At 44.3% G+C, this 19,283-nt stretch carries 19 protein-coding genes; all 19 read left to right on the plus strand.

Features of this window, described 5'->3' with window-relative positions; all coding sequences use genetic code 11:
- Positions 1-39: 39 nt before the first annotated feature.
- The 19 genes from ABH09_RS06040 to ABH09_RS06130 all read left to right on the plus strand — a co-directional run bounded on the left by ABH09_RS06040 (position 40) and on the right by ABH09_RS06130 (position 19,278).
- Positions 40-960 (plus strand): ABC transporter permease, encoded by a 921-nt coding sequence (locus ABH09_RS06040; protein WP_162663460.1) that lies wholly within the window; start codon positions 40-42, stop codon positions 958-960.
- Between the two features lie 57 nt (positions 961-1,017).
- Complete coding sequence (locus ABH09_RS06045; RefSeq protein ID WP_253715624.1) at positions 1,018-2,871, plus strand: oligopeptide ABC transporter substrate-binding protein; 1,854 nt, start codon at positions 1,018-1,020, stop codon at positions 2,869-2,871.
- A gap of 109 nt (positions 2,872-2,980) precedes the next feature.
- Positions 2,981-4,453 (plus strand): PP2C family protein-serine/threonine phosphatase, encoded by a 1,473-nt coding sequence (locus tag ABH09_RS06050; protein WP_253715625.1) that lies wholly within the window; start codon positions 2,981-2,983, stop codon positions 4,451-4,453.
- Positions 4,454-4,456: 3 nt separating this feature from the next.
- Entirely contained in the window at positions 4,457-6,604 is a 2,148-nt protein-coding gene (locus tag ABH09_RS06055; protein ID WP_253715627.1) for a PP2C family protein-serine/threonine phosphatase, read from the plus strand.
- A gap of 105 nt (positions 6,605-6,709) precedes the next feature.
- On the plus strand, positions 6,710-7,036 hold the full coding sequence (locus tag ABH09_RS06060) for an STAS domain-containing protein (protein WP_162663463.1): 327 nt from the start codon (positions 6,710-6,712) through the stop codon (positions 7,034-7,036).
- 19 nt (positions 7,037-7,055) lie between these two features.
- Entirely contained in the window at positions 7,056-7,445 is a 390-nt protein-coding gene (locus tag ABH09_RS06065) for a hypothetical protein (protein ID WP_162663464.1), read from the plus strand.
- Between the two features lie 23 nt (positions 7,446-7,468).
- Positions 7,469-8,233 carry a M15 family metallopeptidase gene (locus ABH09_RS06070; protein WP_253715629.1) on the plus strand — a complete coding sequence of 255 codons (765 nt, stop codon included), beginning with the start codon at positions 7,469-7,471 and terminating at the stop codon, positions 8,231-8,233.
- A 118-nt stretch (positions 8,234-8,351) separates the two neighbouring features.
- Positions 8,352-9,119, plus strand: a complete 768-nt coding sequence (locus ABH09_RS06075) for a hypothetical protein (RefSeq protein ID WP_162663466.1) — start codon at positions 8,352-8,354, stop codon at positions 9,117-9,119.
- Positions 9,120-9,146: 27 nt separating this feature from the next.
- A complete protein-coding gene (locus ABH09_RS06080; protein WP_253715630.1) occupies positions 9,147-9,686 on the plus strand; it encodes a biotin transporter BioY in 540 nt (179 codons plus the stop codon).
- Between the two features lie 34 nt (positions 9,687-9,720).
- Entirely contained in the window at positions 9,721-10,494 is a 774-nt protein-coding gene (locus tag ABH09_RS06085; protein WP_253715632.1) for an ABC transporter ATP-binding protein, read from the plus strand.
- On the plus strand, positions 10,481-11,146 hold the full coding sequence (locus tag ABH09_RS06090; protein WP_253715634.1) for an energy-coupling factor transporter transmembrane component T family protein: 666 nt from the start codon (positions 10,481-10,483) through the stop codon (positions 11,144-11,146). The genes ABH09_RS06085 and ABH09_RS06090 overlap by 14 nt, the downstream gene beginning before the upstream one ends.
- Before the next feature lie 85 nt (positions 11,147-11,231).
- On the plus strand, positions 11,232-11,516 hold the full coding sequence (gene cas2 / locus ABH09_RS06095; protein ID WP_162663469.1) for a CRISPR-associated endonuclease Cas2: 285 nt from the start codon (positions 11,232-11,234) through the stop codon (positions 11,514-11,516).
- Between the two features lie 52 nt (positions 11,517-11,568).
- A protein-coding gene (prfB, locus tag ABH09_RS06100) for a peptide chain release factor 2 (protein ID WP_162664778.1) occupies positions 11,569-12,706 on the plus strand; the annotation gives its coding sequence in 2 pieces (ribosomal slippage) (positions 11,569-11,640 and positions 11,642-12,706; 1,137 coding nt in all).
- Positions 12,703-14,160: a PEGA domain-containing protein gene (locus ABH09_RS06105; RefSeq protein ID WP_253715636.1), complete on the plus strand. Its 1,458-nt coding sequence runs from the start codon at positions 12,703-12,705 to the stop codon at positions 14,158-14,160. Before prfB ends, ABH09_RS06105 begins: the two co-directional genes overlap by 4 nt.
- 59 nt (positions 14,161-14,219) lie before the next feature.
- Positions 14,220-15,101: a signal recognition particle-docking protein FtsY gene (gene ftsY, locus ABH09_RS06110; RefSeq protein WP_253715637.1), complete on the plus strand. Its 882-nt coding sequence runs from the start codon at positions 14,220-14,222 to the stop codon at positions 15,099-15,101.
- Complete coding sequence (locus ABH09_RS06115) at positions 15,098-15,979, plus strand: hypothetical protein (RefSeq protein WP_253715639.1); 882 nt, start codon at positions 15,098-15,100, stop codon at positions 15,977-15,979. Before ftsY ends, ABH09_RS06115 begins: the two co-directional genes overlap by 4 nt.
- Positions 15,976-17,256 carry an ABC transporter permease gene (locus tag ABH09_RS06120; protein ID WP_253715641.1) on the plus strand — a complete coding sequence of 427 codons (1,281 nt, stop codon included), beginning with the start codon at positions 15,976-15,978 and terminating at the stop codon, positions 17,254-17,256. The genes ABH09_RS06115 and ABH09_RS06120 overlap by 4 nt, the downstream gene beginning before the upstream one ends.
- Positions 17,249-17,929 (plus strand): ABC transporter ATP-binding protein, encoded by a 681-nt coding sequence (locus tag ABH09_RS06125; protein WP_162663473.1) that lies wholly within the window; start codon positions 17,249-17,251, stop codon positions 17,927-17,929. The genes ABH09_RS06120 and ABH09_RS06125 overlap by 8 nt, the downstream gene beginning before the upstream one ends.
- Positions 17,926-19,278, plus strand: a complete 1,353-nt coding sequence (locus ABH09_RS06130) for an ABC transporter permease (protein WP_162663474.1) — start codon at positions 17,926-17,928, stop codon at positions 19,276-19,278. The genes ABH09_RS06125 and ABH09_RS06130 overlap by 4 nt, the downstream gene beginning before the upstream one ends.
- The last annotated feature ends 5 nt before the right edge of the window (positions 19,279-19,283 follow it).

Genomic DNA, 19,283 nt, shown 5'->3' on the forward strand with positions numbered 1-19,283 from the left:
TGTACCTCCTTGTACATCAGTTGATTTTGAGAGGGTATTATGGAAAAAACGGCATTTGATATTGATACTATAGATGAAGCGACGTTAAAAGAAATGTCTTCCGTGCCATCGTTTTGGAAGATTGTAAAGACAGAATTTAAACATGATAAAGCGGCAATCGTTGCGCTTGGCATATTGGTTATTATCTTTGCGGTGATTATCATCGGTGGTTTTGTGCTTGATACGGAAACGGTCATGAAGGTAAGCTTACGGGATAAGTTCTCGGTACCCGGCAAAAAATTCTTGCTCGGTGCAGATCTCGGCGGTCGGCCGATTTTACCTCAGCTGATTATCGGAGCGCGCAATTCCATTCTCATCGCATTCAGCGTAACCATTATTACCGAAATCGTCGGCGTCTTTTTCGGCTTGATTACCGGTTTTTACGGCGGAAGGGTTGATAACATCATTATGCGTATTTGCGACTTTATTCTTATCCTGCCGGTTGTTATGCTGATTATCGTCTTTGTAACTATCGTACCGACCTATAATATTTGGACGTTTATTTTTATTATGTCCGCTTTTTATTGGACGGGAGTTACTCGGCTCGTGCGCAGTAAAGCCTTGTCTGAAAACCATCGCGATTATGTGAATGCCTCGCGGATCATGGGTACCGGAGATTTTAAGATTATGTACGGGGGAATCTTACCGAATATTGCTTCCATCATTATCGTTGACTTTACACTCGGTATGGCAGGCAATATCGGTATAGAAACGGGAATGAGCTTTTTAGGCTTCGGACTTCCGCCGACATCACCGTCGCTCGGTACGCTGATCGGCTATGCGCGTGACCCGGGAACCATTTCCGGCAAGTTGTGGGTATGGCTGCCTGCGTCCATTCTTATTATGGTGTTAATGCTGTGTATCAACTACGTCGGACAAACGATAAAACGTGCCTCCGATGCAAAGCAGCGTTATAAATAAAGAGAGCATCTTTAAAAACCTAACCGGTTTTTTGAGAGTTTTAAGAGGAGGAAAACAATGTCAAAAGATTTAAAACGCGCTGCGTTTTTATGTGCGGTAATGTTGGCGCTTGTCAGCTGTGGCGGTAAGGCGGAACAAAAGCAGACTGCACAGAATGGCGGGGATGATGCAGGGGATAAGACATTAAAACTGATGTTTCCGCAAATGATTGAGCGGGAAGGATCGGCTATTAATGGTGGCACCTTTGTATACGGTTTTGTATATGATACGCCGTGGAAAGGAGTGTTTAATACCTTCCTGTATCAGGATAATCCTACGTATGAGGTGATGCGTCCGCGGATCGGTAAGTTTATGACCGACGGTCCGAATCATGAAATTAAAGACGGTTACTGTACCATGACATTCGATCGCGAGGCAAAAACGGCAACATACCACATAAACGAAAAACTTACCTGGTCGGATGGAGTGCCGGTTACGGCTGAGGATATTATTTTTGTCTATGAATGTGTCGGACATCCTGACTATACGGGCATTCGCTATGACAGCGAGTATGAAAATGTTGTAGGTATGGTCGAGTACCACAAAGGTGAGGCAAAAACCATCTCCGGTGTAAAAAAGATAGATGATAAAACGGTAGAAGTTACCTTTAAAAATTTTTTCCCGGGCATTTTATGGGGTTCGGGAATTACTTATGATGCGGAACCCTATCATTACCTCAAAGATATTCCGTTAGCGGAAATGGCTTCTCACGACCGTGTACGGAAAACGCCGCTCTCCTGCGGCCCGTTTGTGATCAATTCTATGGTAGAAGGTGATATAATTGAATATGTGCCCAATCCCTATTGGTACGGTAGAAAAATTGCGATCGATAAGCTCATTGTAAAACGGATTGCTCCGACCTCTGCTGCCGCGGCAATAAAAGCGGGTGAAGTTGACGCCATTCAATTCAAAGCCGATTTATACGATCAATTCGTTGAGCTTGATGATGAGGGTAAAACAATTCTTGACGAAAACGGAAAACCGAAAATGAAAATCGATAATATCGATATTGTCGGTAATATCGAAAACACTTATACATACGTCGGATTTAAATTCGGGACGTGGAATAAAGAAAAAGAAATGTGCGAAATGTTCCCCGACGGTGGTAAATTTAAAGATAAGGCTCTGCGTCAGGCTATCGGTTATGCAATGGATAACGATGGTATCAATGCCATCTACTACCACGGTTTGCGTGTTACGGCAAATTCGTTTATTACACCGTACCATCCCGGTTTCTACGATGTCTCACGGAAAGGTTATTCCTACGACCCTGATAAAGCAAAACAACTGCTTGACGAAGCAGGCTACAAGGATGTTGACGGGGATGGCTACCGCGAAACGCCTGACGGAAAACCGCTTAAAATCAATTTCATGTTTATGAGCGGCAGCGATGTAGCGGCTCCGATTGCGAATTACTATATCCAAAACTGGAAAGATGTCGGTTTAAATGTCGCGCTGAATGACGGCCGGTTGATCGAATTCAATGCGTTCTATGATAAGCTGCAGGATGACGACCCGACGGTAGAGATGTATTCCGCTGCATGGGGAGTCGGGTCGAATCCCGAGCCAACGGGGCTTTACGGAAAGGTCGCGCAGTTTAATTTGGAACGTTGGGTAAACGATAAAAATGAGGAGCTTCTTGCCAAAATAACTTCCGAAGCTGCTTTTGACGAAGCATTCCGTGCTCAAGCTTATAAAGAATGGGACGAGAATATTCTTGAAGAAGCTCCTGCGATTCCGACTGCTTATCGTATGAAATTGTATGCGGTAAACAAGCGGACAAAGAACTGGGATCAACAGTTCGTTACCGGTTGGGATTGGTGCGACCTAGCTCTGATTAACGATAAGCCTGCCGTTAATATGATGAAATAACGGTAGCCAAGTAAAAATAATGATTGGGGATAACACTGGTCGGTCAAACAAAACCGATCAGTGTTATTTGCATTTAAAGTAAATTAAAATTGTTATGAGGTTATAGCGCATGATACGAAAACAGCAGGAATTTTGGGGAAAATTAGTTATTTTCACCGGTATTAGTTTGGTTTTTGCATTTTTTATGCTGGCGTTGAGTCCCCGCTTTTCATTTTTAGGGCGATTGATTTCGGCAAAAGACCTTACATTGATGGTAACGCAATACCGGATACTCCCTAATTTCAGCTTTCTTACTCGTTTCGGCTTCGCCTTTGGAATCTTTGCTATTGCTTCAATTATGGCCTCACTTGGGACGGTTTTTTTGTCTCGTAGGGTTCGGGAAAGAGTGTATAAAGAAACGGAGACTGCTCTTTTTGATACTTTTATCAATAGATTGCGCTTTTGCTATACACGTGAAAACCTTATTGAAGCTATCCAGCAAGAACTTGAATACAAGGCTGATTGTTCTGTCTTGCTCACCAATACCGATACCGATTTAGTTATATACGGCAGTACGTCTGCGTATGTTTCGGATCCTGATGTATATGCAAAGTTGGCGCACCGATTCTCGGTCGAATGGCTTGACCACTGGGGAGAAAATATTTATTTATTGGATTCCGATATGCAGATGACCTCTGACAGAAAGAAAGCACGAGGTTTGGTTATTGCATACGGCTCTTCACGCCTTTTTATTATCTGCCGATATATCCGTTCCGTTGAGCCGGAGATTTTTTCTCAGCTTTTTAAAGAATTTAAAAATTATTTCGGACGTGAAAAAACGCTTTCTCAACTGCTCTATTATTCGGAACTCGCACAGGAGTGGCAGATGGTTGCAAATACTCAGCGTGCATTCCTGCCTCAAAAAATACCGGCACTTGACAAGTTAGAAATTGGCGTTTATTTCCGACCGTTAGTAAACGTGTCCGGCGACTATTATGATATTATTCCCATCGATGAGGATAAGACACTTATTATTACGGGGGATGTTTCAGGAAAAGGACTTGCTGCAGCGCTCGTTATGGGGGTTGTCGTAAATACAATACGGATTATGGAAAATAAAGAGGATTTAGCCGGCCTGATCCTTGCAATAGATAGCGCTATTAAACGTATGAATCTCCTTGATAAATATACCGTTGTGTTTTTAGGGTTGATCGATACCAAAGCGATGAAAATACGTTATGTCAACGCTTCGATGGAAGCGCCGATGATTTTTACCCATGCTGCGGAAGGATACAAAGTAAAGCAGCTTGATTCGAATTGTTCCGTTATCGGAATCATCGACATCGATTCGGTTGATGTCGATGAAAAACCTTTATACCGTAACGATTTACTGGTTATTACAACGGATGGAATTCCTGAAATAACGAATGAAGAGGGCGTAGAACTCGGCAGTAACGAAATTTATATTAAATCGATCAAATCTTTTGCCTCGTCGGATGCATCGACTATTGCTTCAAAGGTAGCAGATTTGGGGCTTACTTACAGTGCCTCAAAAGCGTTCCGCGATGACACTACTATTTTAGCAGTAAAATTAAAGGGATAATGTATGGGTTTAATTTTCTTTACTTATTTTTTTGCCGTATCACTTTTTGTGAACTCCTCCTATCTTGCATTTCATAAATCGAACCGTATTAATGTCCTTTTAAATAAGATTACGGTACCGGCTTCTCTTGTTGCGCTTTGTATTGCCGTTTCTATTCATCTGGTTTTTTATAAACAAATCGGACTGCAGCGTATCATATCAACTGCTACCTTATTCTTTATGCTGCTTACTTCTTATCATATTGTCGATATGGCTCTTGTTCTCTCTGAATTGAAAACGTACAAGATAATGCAAAAAGTGAATACGGTAGTCCATCTCGCCGGTATCGGACTTATCGTATTCTATGTGGGTAGATTTCAATGGAACTCGCTGAAAGGTTTCTATTTTGTACAGCGCGATGTGTTTCCGGGCATGAGCGGTATTAGACTGTTTCAGTATATTTATGTATTTTTTACCTCTGCGGTTTCGATAGCAATATGTTTTATAAAAATATTTTTTGTTAAAAGTAATATCCATCGTCAACAGCTGTTTTTACATACTCTTGCCATCGGGCTTGGCCTCGCGATATGGATTGCAGAAGGCTATTATTTCTTGATGTTTTCTTGGGTGTTCGCATTTATACCGGTCGGTTATGCTGCAATGTTGGCTTTTGACAATATAATATTCTCACTGACGCGCGTATTTGATATTAAACAAATCGCTTTCGGCCTTATCCGATTTGTCCTTTTTACAGCTATCTTTGCAGGTGCTGCAGGTTTTACGACGGCACTTATTATGCAGTTTATTCATTCAGTCAGCGGCTGGATAGTTTTAATTATCGTTTCGTGTATTATTCTTTTCTTTATCCGCAGTTTTGTTTCCGGTAAGCTTGAATATGTTTTCGGTAAAACGACGGATTATGAAGTAATGCTGGACACTGAGTTGCAAAAACTTGATTTTGGGAAAGGCCACGATACCGTGTTGGAATCTTTTCCGAAAATAATGAAACAATATATCACTTGTCAAGGGCTCGATATTCTTGTAAGTGATGAAAATATGAATTTACAGACAGTCTATTCGGATTTTGAGCATCATAATACATTGAGCGCTAACCTCGCTTGTTTTGAATATTTGCTCAGTCAAAATAATGTTGTTCTTACGAAAACGGAACTTATTGCCAATTATTTGTATGACTCTATAAGAGATGAACTGTTGGATGTCTTTGAAACAACACAGACCGAAATTCTTATCAGTATGCGGGAGGGGCAGAAACTCATCGGCTGTATCCTCCTCGCGCCAAAAACCCATAGCGCGGAATATACCCCTTATGATATACACGTATTGTCCAATATGTATTCGTATTTCTTTTTGGTAATCTATTACCTCAGAAATATATCCAAGCAGGATATTATCGTTACGATCGACCGTGAAGTTGAAATGTCCGACCAAATTATCGGATCCATTCAGAACTATAAGGATACACTTGAAGCACACGGATTTTCAATGGATTCTATTGCATATTCGGCGCATCAGCTTGGCGGTGATTTTATCGACTATATTACATTGAATGAAAAGCGGACAATGTTCCTTATCGGTGATGTTTCGGGTAAGGGGTTAAGTGCAAGTATGTCGATGGTTATTTTAAAGTCGATTATTCATACCTACTTGCAGACAATCTCCGATTTTAAAGAATTGATAACAAAGGTAAACCGGTTTATAAAGGATAACTTGCCGCGTGGGACTTTCTTCGCAGGGCTTTTCGGTATTATCGACTTCCCGACTAATACGATTTATTACTTGAATTGCGGTATTCCATTGATGTCAATGTATATCAGTTCATATAAGCATGCAATCGAAATTCAAGGGGAGGGTAGAGTTCTCGGTTTTGTAAAGAATATCGCACCGTTCCTAAAGGTACGAAAAATCACCATGCACAAGGGCGATACAATTGTCTTTACGACTGACGGCCTGCTTGAAGCAACGAATCTTAAAGGTGATCGGTTTGGCAGTGATCGCGTCGGACGAATTCTGCAGGAAAACAACGGGGCAAAGGCTTCTCAGATCGCCCGCACTATTTATAATAATCTTCTGGATTTTATTTTACGTAAAATCGATGATGATGTTACCATATTGGTATTGAAATACAATCAACAGGGTGTTTCTAAAAACTGATTCGCTATCCATGTCATGGATTCATGGATACGATAATAATTCCCTTACGGAATGAGCCGATAGGATTGCAGTCTTTAGAAGTCCTCAATATATAGGAGTAGATTTATGGATAATTTAACGATTACGGAAAAAACGAATGATGCGTTTGTATTACTGACGGTAGCCGGTTCAATAAATTCATACACGTATCATGAATTTGAAACGAAAGTTTACAATCTTATTAAAGAACACTCAATTGTACTTGATGTGTCAAGGGTTACCAATCTATCATCGTCAGGCTTAGGGATTCTCATGGCTGCTTCTGAAGACGGGGCGGAGCTTGGTCATAAAATCTATATTTTGAATCCTTCAGAGGTTGTAAAGCTTGCGATCGCCTCTACCGGCTTTACGGAAGTGTTTCCTATCATTCACTCGCTTGATGAAGTAAAATAGGCCGATACGGTAGTAGGACGTGAACCATTTACAGGTAGGAGCCGATTTAAAAAATATCGGCTTTATTGAAGAATTTATCTCTACCTCTAAAGATATTCCCGAGAATAAGCGAGTAGCAGCGCTTATTATATCAACAGAAGTGTTTGACAATATTGCTGAGCATGCCGCTTTTACAGGACGTAAAGAACTTCAATTAAGCATATCAAATATGTTCTTTCCGCGCCTTTGTTTTTCCTATCGCAGTACGAATTTCGACAATCTCCTGCATGCGCTCAAGGAAACAAAACCTCATTTTGATCCGAAAGCGAAGCGGTATCGAGGCTTCGGTCTATTGATGACGAAAAACATTGCTCGAAAAGTGTGCTATCGGCAAGAGCAATCTCGTTCTTATATTATCGTGTACTTATAAACACATTGTTAAAAGTCGGTGGTATGAAAAAAATACTTTGTATAATACTGTGTCTGTCATCGTTTTTTTGTATAACGGCAGCTGATCCTGCTATGGAAGCTCAGCTTCGCAACTTTGTATATCCCTCTGCTGTTCCGGCAGAGATACGGCGTCATATCGGCAATGATGCAGATGCCTTTTTAGCTGATCTGAAACAAGTTTTGGCTGCAGAAAAAGAGAACTTATTTATACTGGTTGATAAACGGCATTTGCTGCCGGATGGATATACGCCGCAAAATCTTGTAACGCTGCATACCGGCCGTGCATATATAATTAACCGGAAGGATTTATCTCTGACAAAAACGGCGGAACAGGCGTTACAAGAAATGGCGCTTGCAGCAAAACGGGATGGTATTACACTGGTCGTCAGCTCCTCGTACCGTTCATACACATATCAGAAAAATTTATTTGACCGCTATGTGCGGGAATCCGGTGAAAAAGAAGCGGAACGGTTTTCCGCCCGTGCGGGAACAAGTCAACACCAACTTGGGACGGTCGTCGACTTCGGTTCTATCTCCGATGACTTTGCGCAAACGCGCGCCGGCAAATGGATATTGCGTAACGCTTCAAGATACGGGTGGTCGCTTTCCTTTCCCAAAGGATACGAAGCAGTAACCGGCTATGTATGGGAGTCGTGGCACTATCGCTATATTGGCGTAGAAGCCTGTGTCTTTCAGCAAAAATGGTTCGGCGATATTCAGCAGTACATGCTTGAGTTTATAGACGCTTGGAAGAAACAAACGAGATAAGAGGATGCCTCAAAATGATTGGGTATTCCTAAAAACTTGGAATGAATTAGCCTGTCTGCCCTGCGTACGATCACTTGAGGATTTGACCAAAACGATTTTTACCTATAGAATAGTAGATATGAAAATATTTCATCGATATTTATTTTTAGCTTTTATAATAAGTGTATTGGTCGGCTGTTCTGCTGCGCCGTCTTCCGTTAAAGAGGAACCTACACCGTCCGAAGAGATCGCGGTTCCTGCTCCTCAGCCTGAACCGGTCAAAGAAGCGGAAGTGCCGGTAAAACGGGAATCCGTTAAACCCACGGTTCCTGTTAAACCGAAGCCTCCTGTTAAAACGAAGGAGCCTCCTGCGAAGGTAGAAGAACCGCCTGTAAAGGTGGAAGAACCTCCTGCGAAGGTGGAGGAGCCTCCCATGAAGCCTGAGCCGGTTAAAGAGCCTGTTGTTGAAGTTAAGCCCGAACCTGTCGAAGAAAAAAATACCGTTATTGCCGAGTTTGAAGGGGTTACCATTACAAAAGAAACCTATGATCAAACAAAGACGGAGATGGAAAAGATTGTCGAGAAGCTTAACCGTATTACAGCGACAAAGGACTATGCTCAATGGACGACATTCTTATCGGAAGAGTATAAACAACAATATTCCCAACCTTTGACGCTTAGAAAGGTTTCTGAAGCCTTACCGGTTAAAGGGATTAAGCTCAAATCGCTGCGTGATTACTTTATGTATGTTTTTGTTCCTTCTCGTCAGAATGTACGGGTAGACGATATTAGGTTCGTTTCCCCGACACGGGTCGATGTTATTATGAAACAGGCAAATGTTTCGCTGCTTGTCTACGGTTTGGAAAATATTAACGGCAGCTGGAAACTGATTCCGTCGAAACTGTAAGTCATCTTTGAGTAGGAGTTATACGCTATGCGTAAAAGTATTACTTCTGCAGTTTTTGCTGCATTAATTTGTGCAGGATGGATGATGTCCATTCCCGTCGGACCTATTCCCATTGTGCTGCAAAATGCGCTTGCAGTGCTTGCCGGCTTGCTGTTGGGGCCGCTGTTCGGCGGTCTTTCGGTACTGCTTTTTTTGGTTGCCGGAGCCGTCGGTCTGCCTGTTTTTTCGGGTGGTTCGGGAGGTTTTGCCGTCTTTGCGGGACCGACGGGCGGCTTTTTAGTCGGATATCTTGCCGCGGCTGTTGTCGGCGGTTGCATCATGAAACTTTACAGAGAAGAACAGCGGTGGCCGCTTGCTTGCAGTATTATTGCGGTTGCAGGGCTTTTAAGCTTTTTGTCTATCTACGTATTCGGTCTTCTGTGGTTTAAACATGTTCTGAACCTCAGCTGGCAGCATACGTTTATGAAAGGGTTTGTGCCGTTTATCCTGCCCGATCTGATTAAGCTGGTTGTTGTCGTTCCGATTACGCTCAAATTGCGCCCGATTATACGGCGCTATACGGAATAACGCAGCCTCTATCGATGCTCCGACTATTATACTGATGATGCCTTCCTCAGAACGCTATGAATTATTCAAGCTCACTGATGTAGCTAAATCTTTTACCGGTACCGAACGTCCGGTGCTGAACGGTATATCTTTCTCGGTATATGACGGTGATTGTGTTGTCGTATCGGGGCCGAACGGATCCGGTAAAACCGTACTGATGACGCTTATTGCCGGACTGGAAACTCCTTCCTCCGGTTCGATAGTCAGCAGCAGGAAAGACGGCGGTGAGTTGCGTATCGGACTGGTGTTTCAGGAAGCCGACGCTCAAATCCTCGGCGATACCGTCGAGGAAGATGCGCTTTTCGGTATGCGGGATAGTAAGCTGTCTAAAGACGTCATCGCACAGCGACTGGAAACGGTGCTTGCACAGCTGGGCTTGTACGAAAAGCGCCGCTCGCCCGCACGTAGTTTGTCAGGGGGCGAGAAGCGGCGGCTTGCAGTTGCCGGTATCCTGATGATGGAAGCCGATGTTATCATCTTTGACGAACCTTTTGCCAATCTCGATTTTGCTGGAGTGGTGCAGGTAACGGCAATGATAGAGCAGCTGCAGCGTGACGGGAAAACGGTTATGGTACTTACCCATGAGCTGGAAAAAGTGCTTGCACTTGCGAACCGGCTTATCATCTTGCACAAAGGGTGTCTTGTTTATAACGCGGAACCGGAGCCTGCACTCCATAGCGGTATTCTTGAACAATACGGCATACGGAATCCTCTCTGCTCATATCGTGTATTTTCGGACCTTGTATGGAGAACCGGTGACTGTCGATAAAAATAACTTTTTATTTCAATATACGGCTCGAAATACGGTGATTCACCGCCTTCCGGCGGGAGTAAAATTTTGCGTATTATGTCTTTCATCCTTCGTTTTATACGGCGCACCTCAAACGCTGCTGGCAGTCTATGCACTCTTTCTTGTATTGGCCAGCGTTGCTGCAAAGCTTTCGTGGCTAACGGTAAAAAGGAATTGCCGATTTTTAGGTATCTATGCACTTTGTATTTTTTTTATCAAGATAGTCGGTGTGCCGCTGACGGCAGATATGCTTAAAACTATGACGGCGGAAACGCTGTTGTTTATGCAAAAGCTCGTGCTTATCTTATTTACTGCCTCGATATTTTACGAAACCACCTCAAAGCTGGAGTTTTTTGTACTCTGCGAAAAAATCGAACGCTTCTTTTGCAGAAAAAAATACACCGGCGCTTTTTCAACGCTCTTTACCATCACATTGATGTGCGTTCCCCGTGTGTTTGAGGTGTGGGCTCAATTGAACTACGCTTACAATGCACGTACCTGCCGGCGGCGCGATATTGTCAGTGCCTACCGCCGGTTTGCTTCACTATTGCCTGCACTTATCGAAAATCTCTTACGTTTTGCCGTTACCGCCGAAAAAGCCCTCAAAAACCGCCGACTGCGGGGGTGTTAAACAACCGACCTGATGCGTTTACCCTGACTTCTTGGTGCAAGCCGTTTGACAATAGGGCAGTGTTTGTTATATTCTATACGACAATATGTTTGTATCGATAATGATAGATCCGGGCGGAGAGGAATCTGCCGCTCATCTTTCTGAATTGTTAACCTTTTATGGATTTGAACGGGTACAGCGGGCGTGTTGGGAATCCACTACAATTAGTGAAAAACAATTGGGTGCTCTTAAACGCGAAATTGATCGGGTAACCGATTATTATGATGTTATTCGCATATATCAGTATCCTGTCGAAGGGGTATTGGCGATTTCTACGCTTGCTAAAAAGAAGTGGCGGAAACTCTTAATTCGTCCGCCTAAGGACAGCTAAAAACTTTTTTCGGATGTTGAAACATCCTGCAAAAGTTTTTATAGGAGATATGATGTTATTGGAAGAATATAAACCGCAGATTGCAGCACTTAAGGCCGATGTCGATGAAATCTGGAGGCGTCTTTGACTCCGAAGCGGTAAAAAAACGGATTGCGGAAAAAGAAGCTATCGCGGGGCAAGAAGGTTTTTGGAACGATCCTAAAAATGCCGAAAAACTCTTGTCGGAAATCAAAAAGCTGAAAAACCGTATCGAGCCGTGGGAAACACTCATTGCCGATATCGACGATCTGCAAGCCCTCTATGAACTTACCCAAGAGGCGGGGGAGGAGGATAATGCAGATTCCATTCAAGAAATCGATACGTCGCTCACAAACCTTCAAGAACGGTTTGAAAAGCTCAATACGCTGGCACTCCTTTCCGATGAGGTCGACGGAAATGACGCCTTCTTGACCGTTCATGCAGGGGCAGGCGGCACCGAAGCGTGTGATTGGGCGCGGATGTTAACCCGTATGTATCTCCGCTGGGCGGAGCGCCGCGGGTTTACTATCGAAACGCTTGATGAGCTGGAAGCCGATGAAGGTTTAAAATCCATTACCCTACAGATACGCGGCGACTATGCTTACGGCTTTTTAAAGGCAGAAACCGGTGTACATCGGCTTATCCGTATCAGCCCGTTTGATGCAAATGCCCGCAGACATACTTCTTTTTCTTCCGTCTATGTATTCCCCGTGCTGGACGATACCATCGAGGTAAATATCAGACCGGAGGATTTACGGGTGGATACCTACCGCGCGGGCGGTGCCGGAGGACAGCATGTTAATAAAACCGACTCTGCAGTACGGCTGACGCATCTGCCTACCGGTATTGTCGTAGCGTGCCAAAACGAACGAAGCCAAATCTCTAATCGGGCAACGGCAATGAGTATGCTCAAGGCACGACTTTACGAATACTACCGCAACGAGAAAGAAAAAGAGAATGCGAAATTCGCTACCGAGAAAAAAGGAATTTCGTGGGGAAATCAGATCAGATCATACATCTTTCAGCCCTATACGATGGTAAAAGATCATCGTACAAAACATGAAACGGGCAATATTCAAGCTGTTATGGACGGCGATATAGACGGCTTTATCGAAGACTTTTTAAAAAAACAATGGGCAAATCAGCTTATGGATGAGGACAGCCCAGAATGAAGGTAAAACGGGTGTGCGTTGCGCTGATTGCGATAGTAATTGCATCCTATGGTACTGCGCAAACAAATGGGGAAATTCCTACATGGTCAATTACAGCATCAAAATTTACGCTTACCGATGTGCCTGAATTGTATGCGTCGTACTCGACTGCATTGCCTACAATGCTCAACCTTTTTTGTGCTGTACCTACAAGCAGAGTTGTGACTCCCGAAGAAAAAAAGGCACGACAGCTCATAGATTATGCTGCAAAAAAACTTATGCTTATTCGTGAGCGAGTATCATTAATCGCAGAACGGGATTCGTTGTACCTTGCTGTCATGCCCGAGAAGGAGAAGCTGAAGCAAGCGGTCGCATTCAACAAGAAAATAACTGCGAAGGAAATTGATATCCAAAAAGCCCAAGAGAAAATTGATGCATTACTGAACGATACTTCTTTTACTGCCGAAACGCTCCCGGTTACGATATGGAAGGACGGTCAACAGTTGTTTGAGCTCCCTGAATATGCGAATATTCCGCAAACGCTCAAAGTTGAGAATATCTCAGCAGTTATTAACGGATCGATACAGGATTTGGCGGGGTATATGTATGTGTCCGTTGTGTTGACAACCGGTTTGCCGGGTATGCCCGATTATCGGTTCAGCGAAGCGGGGCCATATCAGTCAATCGAAGCAATTGCTCGTTCATTAGCGGCACAAATTATGACGGCGGTAAAAAATACTCAGCCTGCAAAGGTTTTGCTTACTGTCGAACCGGAAAATGCAGAACTGTATTTAGACAGCGAACCGCTGGAAACTGGGAAAAAGTCTATTTATATGTATGAAGGAAGCCATCGACTGGAAGCGCTTGCTGACGGTTACGATTCAGCCGGTCAAACTATTGAGGTTCAAGCAGGACAAAACTATTTGTTGAACATAAAATTAAAAAAGGAAAAAATTATTTCCGTCGGGTTTCAGTTTATAACACCCAATGCAGATGTGTTTTTACATACACAGTATTTTGCCGGTGCACCATTTCAAACTGATATTCCGGTAGGTAAAAATACCGCTATCAGTTTTTCTTATGGAGACGTAAAAACCTATATTGTACTTCGGCCTCATGATTTTATGCAGCAAGGACAGACAATCTATCAGTTGCAAGCTACACTCAATAAAGAAAAGACCAAAACCTTGGTTGATCGGCGGCGGAATGTCTTGTACTGGTCGCTCGGCGCCTTTTACGTGTCGCTTCCTATTTTTATGATTTTGCAGGGACTTACTGCGGATATGGCTTCCGCCGCTGCGGATTCCCGTTTGGGAAGTGATACAACAGTACGAAATAAATATCGTGCACTGTTTATCAGTACTGCGGTTATGCAGGGAATAACAATCGGTTTAGGTATTAACTATGTGGTACAACTTGGACTGTATCTGTATGCCGCCGACCAAAGTATCCCAAAAGAGGCACGCAAATTATAACCGGATAAGCAGTGATACTATCACGCTTTGTCGGAATATCGGATATACTGGAGAGAAATATGGCTAAAAGAAGTTTTTCCGAAGGCTTAAAGAAACTGTTCGGCATTCATTCCAAATTGGACGATTCTTTTTTTGAAAGTGTTACCGATACTTTGGTAGAAGGCGATATCGGTGCTCAATTTGCATTCGAGATTGAAGACATGCTTCGTGCAGAATGTAAAAAACGGAAGGTTGAACAGCAAGAACAAGTATTGCAAATTTTATACGATATTTTGCTTCCTTTTTTGCCGGTCGTCTCTTTTACGCCGGAGAAAGATAAAACCTCCGTGTATTTGCTACTGGGGGTGAATGGAGTAGGGAAGACCACGACAGCGGCAAAGCTTGCTCAGTATTATAAGCCTCGCTTTGAAGCGCCGATCATACTTGCCGCTGCGGATACTTTTAGGGCCGCTGCGATAGAACAGCTTGAATATCACGGCAAACAGCTTGGAGTGCGGGTTATTGCACATCAGTACGGCGGAGATCCGGGAGCGGTTATCTTTGATGCGGCACAGGCAGCGCGGGCGCAGGGAGGAGGACTTGTCATCGCCGATACCGCAGGGCGACTCCATAATAAGGAAAACCTTGTACGGGAATTACAAAAGATCAATAGGATTGCCGAATCTAAAACCGATGAGGGATGTTATAAAAAAATACTTGTACTCGATGTAACGGCGGGACAAAGCGGTTTCAGGCAGGCTGAGGTGTTTCACGAGGCGGTCGGTGTCGATGCAGTCATCCTGACAAAATACGATTCGACGGCAAAGGGTGGTATCGCGCTCAGTGTGGGACGGCAGCTGAATCTGCCGGTCATTTTTACCGGCACCGGAGAAAAATACGGGGACTTTGCCCCTTTCAATGCCGATACCTATCTACGGGAATTTATCGGTATGCCGGTATGAAACGTTTTGCCTTTTGTATCTTCATTTTAGTGTCTGCATTCCGCCAATTGCCGTTTGGCATTGCTGATGGAATCGAATTAACGGATACTTCGATCGGTACAGTGCCGGGTGGGGCGGTAGACAGTACTCCGGATATTCAGGCAAACTCAGCGCCGATAGATACTACCCAAGCAGAGAAACTTTCTGCCGAATCTACAAAAGAGCATGAAATGACTTCGACACCTGCTACAACAAGAAAAGAAGCTTCCATGGAACCTGCAAAAAGTGATGAATTTGCTCCGTCGACAGCGGATACAGATGGAAAAACGGTTGATAATGACGGAACCACTGCATCAGCCGTAAAAGACGAGAAAAAAGACGAAAGTGGTGAATCTGCTGATGTAGCTTTTGCCTCTATCCATAGCAAGGGATTGACCGTCGCAGACGGGAACAGATGGTACTACGAGACTTTTGATCGCCAGGGGCGTTCTACCTTTGCGGTACTTTACGAAGATGGTACGGCTATTGAAAAAACAGAGTGGGCATATAAAGGAAAAACCCGTCATCCCACAAAAAAGCAGATACTTCGCGCGGATGGATCGGAGACGTTCCGCTATAACGAGCAGGGAAAAGAGTTGACTATTGAACGATATAAAGGAAAGACATTAACCTCAAAGACGGAAAATGTATATAACAGCGACGGTAAACTAATTGAGCAGACAATTACCGCGGGGAAAAATACCGACAAATCGGTATGGGTGTTTGCCGGAGATAAGGCTGTTTCTCAGACTAAATATCGGAACGGAAAAAAAACGGCCCTTATCGAACTGGGTAATATTCCTCATATTATACACTTATATGTCGATGACAAAGAAGTATATGTAGGAGAGGAACAATGAAACGTACCGACCTCGCATGGATTTTTTTTGTATTGCGGCGGTTTAATGCCGCAGATACCAAGGGGCGTTCGGCAGTTACCGGAATCCTTTCCGTACTCGGTATTGCTTTCGGAGTTATGGTCTTGATTGTGATCCTTGCCGTGATGAACGGTTTTCAGCGTAGCTTTATCGACACCATCTTACAGGTAAGTTCGGCGCATGTGCAGCTGTACGGCTCCGAAGCGGCACTTGAAAAGGCAAAGGCTGCAGGCGGGTTCCAATCTTTTTCTATATTTTCAGAAACACAAACGGTAATGCAGGGAAATTACGGCAGGCAGCAGCCCGCCATACTGCGCGCTGTGCCCGAAACAATCTTAGGCGATGACCGTGGCTTTGCCGGCGCTATAACAATGATGGAAGGTCGCTTTGACCTCAGTGTGCCGTATTCTGTCGTGCTTGGGTATGAGCTTGCCCGTATGCTTTCGGTTTCTATCGGGGATAAAATTTCACTTCTTGTACTTTCGGGGACTGCTGATACCGATATATTTCCGGAAGATGCGGAATGTACGGTTACCGGTTTAATGAAGACCGGCTATTATGCAATTGATGCAGGGTTTGCCTTTATGTCAACCGATACCGGCGAACTGCTCTGTGGCAAACAGCAGGAGCTGTCTGCTGCCGTAAAACTTCGAAACTCTGAAGCCGACGGGATCTATATTGCCCACATTTCCGCAGCTGTGCCCGAATTGAAAGCCGAATCCTGGCGCACCTATAATCAGGCGTTTTTCGGTGCACTACGCATCGAAAAAAATACGATGTTTATACTTGTGTTTTTAATCTTTGTAGTGGTTACGGTGAATATTTACAACGGGATGCGGCGTTCCATCTATGAGCGGCGGGAAGAGATTTCGGTGCTTGCCTCATTGGGAGCTAAAAAGGAGCATATCCAAGCCCTCTTTATCGCAAACGGTTTTACCATCGGACTTCTGGGTGCTTCAATCGGCTTACTATTGGGGCTGCTGCTTTCTGCCGACATCAATCGGGTATTTCTGCTGGCTGAATATCTGGTAAATACCGTCATTGAAGCGGCAAACATTTTGTTGGAGTATACGTTTTTTACCGGTTTCAGTATTTTCAGTCCTCAGTATTTTTATATTGATTCGGTACCGGTTCGCATTTTTTTTAACGAAGTATTCTTGATATTTTTGTTCGGAGTTTTTTCGGCAAGCTTTGCCGCTTCAATTGCAGCCCGGAAAATTCTTACTCTAAAACCTGCAGAGGTGCTACGCTATGAATAAACCGATTTTAGCACTGACGAACGTCTCAAAGACATTTCAGTCGGAGGCGGATTCAATCCGTATTTTACAAAATTTAGATCTGATAATCGAGTGTCCGGCAAAAATTGCCGTAGTAGGGGAGTCCGGTTCCGGGAAAAGTACCTTTTTGAATATTGTCGGCGGTTTGGAACAGGCTGATTCGGGAGAGATTGTTGCGGGCGGGTACGAATTGCACCGGCTCAATGAAAGCGGATTAACGGACTACCGACGGTTTTATCTCGGTTTTATCTTTCAGTTTCACTACTTGCTGAAGGATTTTACAGCGCTTGAAAATGTAATGCTGCCTGCCCTTATCGCCGGTATGCCGAAAAAAGAGGTAAAAGAGAAGGCTGCTGCGCTTTTGCAGGATGTCAAACTGGAAACACGGCTTCATCATTTCCCTTCTCAACTGTCGGGAGGGGAGCGGCAGCGGGCAGCGGTTGCTCGTGCGCTTATAAATGATCCCTCGCTTATTTTGGCCGACGAACCGACCGGCAACCTTGACCCTGCGAATGCGCACGGGGTTCAGGAGCTGCTCTTTTCGATAGCGGATAAGCATCATAAAACGCTCATCATCGTAACGCATGATCAGGGAATCGCTGCCGATACCGATCTATGCTATCGGCTTGAACAAGGGAAGCTGAATCTCTTATGAATTTTTTACTGGCATGGAAACTGGCGCTGCGGTATCTCGGACTCAACGCAGGTACGGCAGTCTCTAACGCGCGGAAGAGTTTAATCGGCGCCATCTGGGGCATCGGTATCAGTATTATCCCGTTGGTCATCGTGCTTGTGGTGTCAGATGGGATGATAAAGGGGATTACCTCTCGTATGATTGAGCTCGGAAGCGGGCATATACAGATACTCGACCTACGCCCTGCACCGCGCAGTGTACAAACAGCCGCTGATCGGAAGCGAAGCGCTCAAGAAGTTTTTGATTCAATCCGCATGAATACACGTTTGCTACTCACCGGTTCGCGGCAGCAGCAGGAAGGTACCGGCTTACTGATCGGCAAAGTCGGCCGCAGTGGGGGCACGATACGGGCGATAGAGGCGGGCTATTTTACCGGAAATCCTGCTGCACGGAATCTATTAACGGTAGTAGACGGTAATCTTGAGTTTGACGATGCCCGATCAATTCTGCTCGGTAAAAAGATTGCGGAGAAAACCGGTCTTAAAGTTGGAGATAGCTGCTCTCTGCTTACGCTAGTGCCACAGTATACAGGCAATCAGACAAAGCCGAAACTTACTCGTTTTAAGGTTGCCGGTATTCTTTCTTCCGGTTATCAGGAATTAGATGCATTGTGGATCTTTATCCCATTGGCATCTGCCGATGCAGTGTTATCGCCTCAGTCCTCGCTGAGCGCTCTTACGGTCAGTATTGCAGATCCTTTCAATGCCACTTTGCTTGCTGATGCGAAAGATGCCATCCAACAATTATTGCCGGCAGGTTTTTCGGTATATACGTGGCAGGATCTAAACCGCTCTCAATTTTATTCATTTCAGACTTCAAAGAATCTTTTGATGTTCATCATGTTTTTGATTCTTCTTGCTGCCTCGGTCAATGTTTCATCGGCAATGGTGATGCTCATCATGGAGCGGCGGAAGGAAATTGCAATTCTTAAAGCGACCGGCGCACATCCGTTTTTTATTACCCTGTCGTTTTTAATTGCAGGTCTCTTTACGGGAGCGGCAGGACTCTGTATCGGCTTAACCGGCGGTATCCTTGCAGCTTTACACATCAATGAACTGTTTACCTTTTTTGAATATGCAATCAATGCGGGACAGACTGCACTTTATTATATGGTGGGAAAAACGGGTGTTCCCCAAACCATCCGCCTCTTAGCACCTGAATACTATTTGGAGTATATCCCTATATCCTTAAATGCGACCGAACTGTATATAATCGCCGCCGGAACGCTTATTTTGTCGGTGATTGTCTGCTTGCTGCCTGCCGTGTATGCAGGTAAAGAAAAGCCCTTGGACAGTATGCGGAAACTGTAAGGGCT

Origin of the sequence: Treponema sp. OMZ 803 (assembly GCF_024181165.1) — a bacterium.
Lineage (GTDB): Bacteria > Spirochaetota > Spirochaetia > Treponematales > Treponemataceae > Treponema.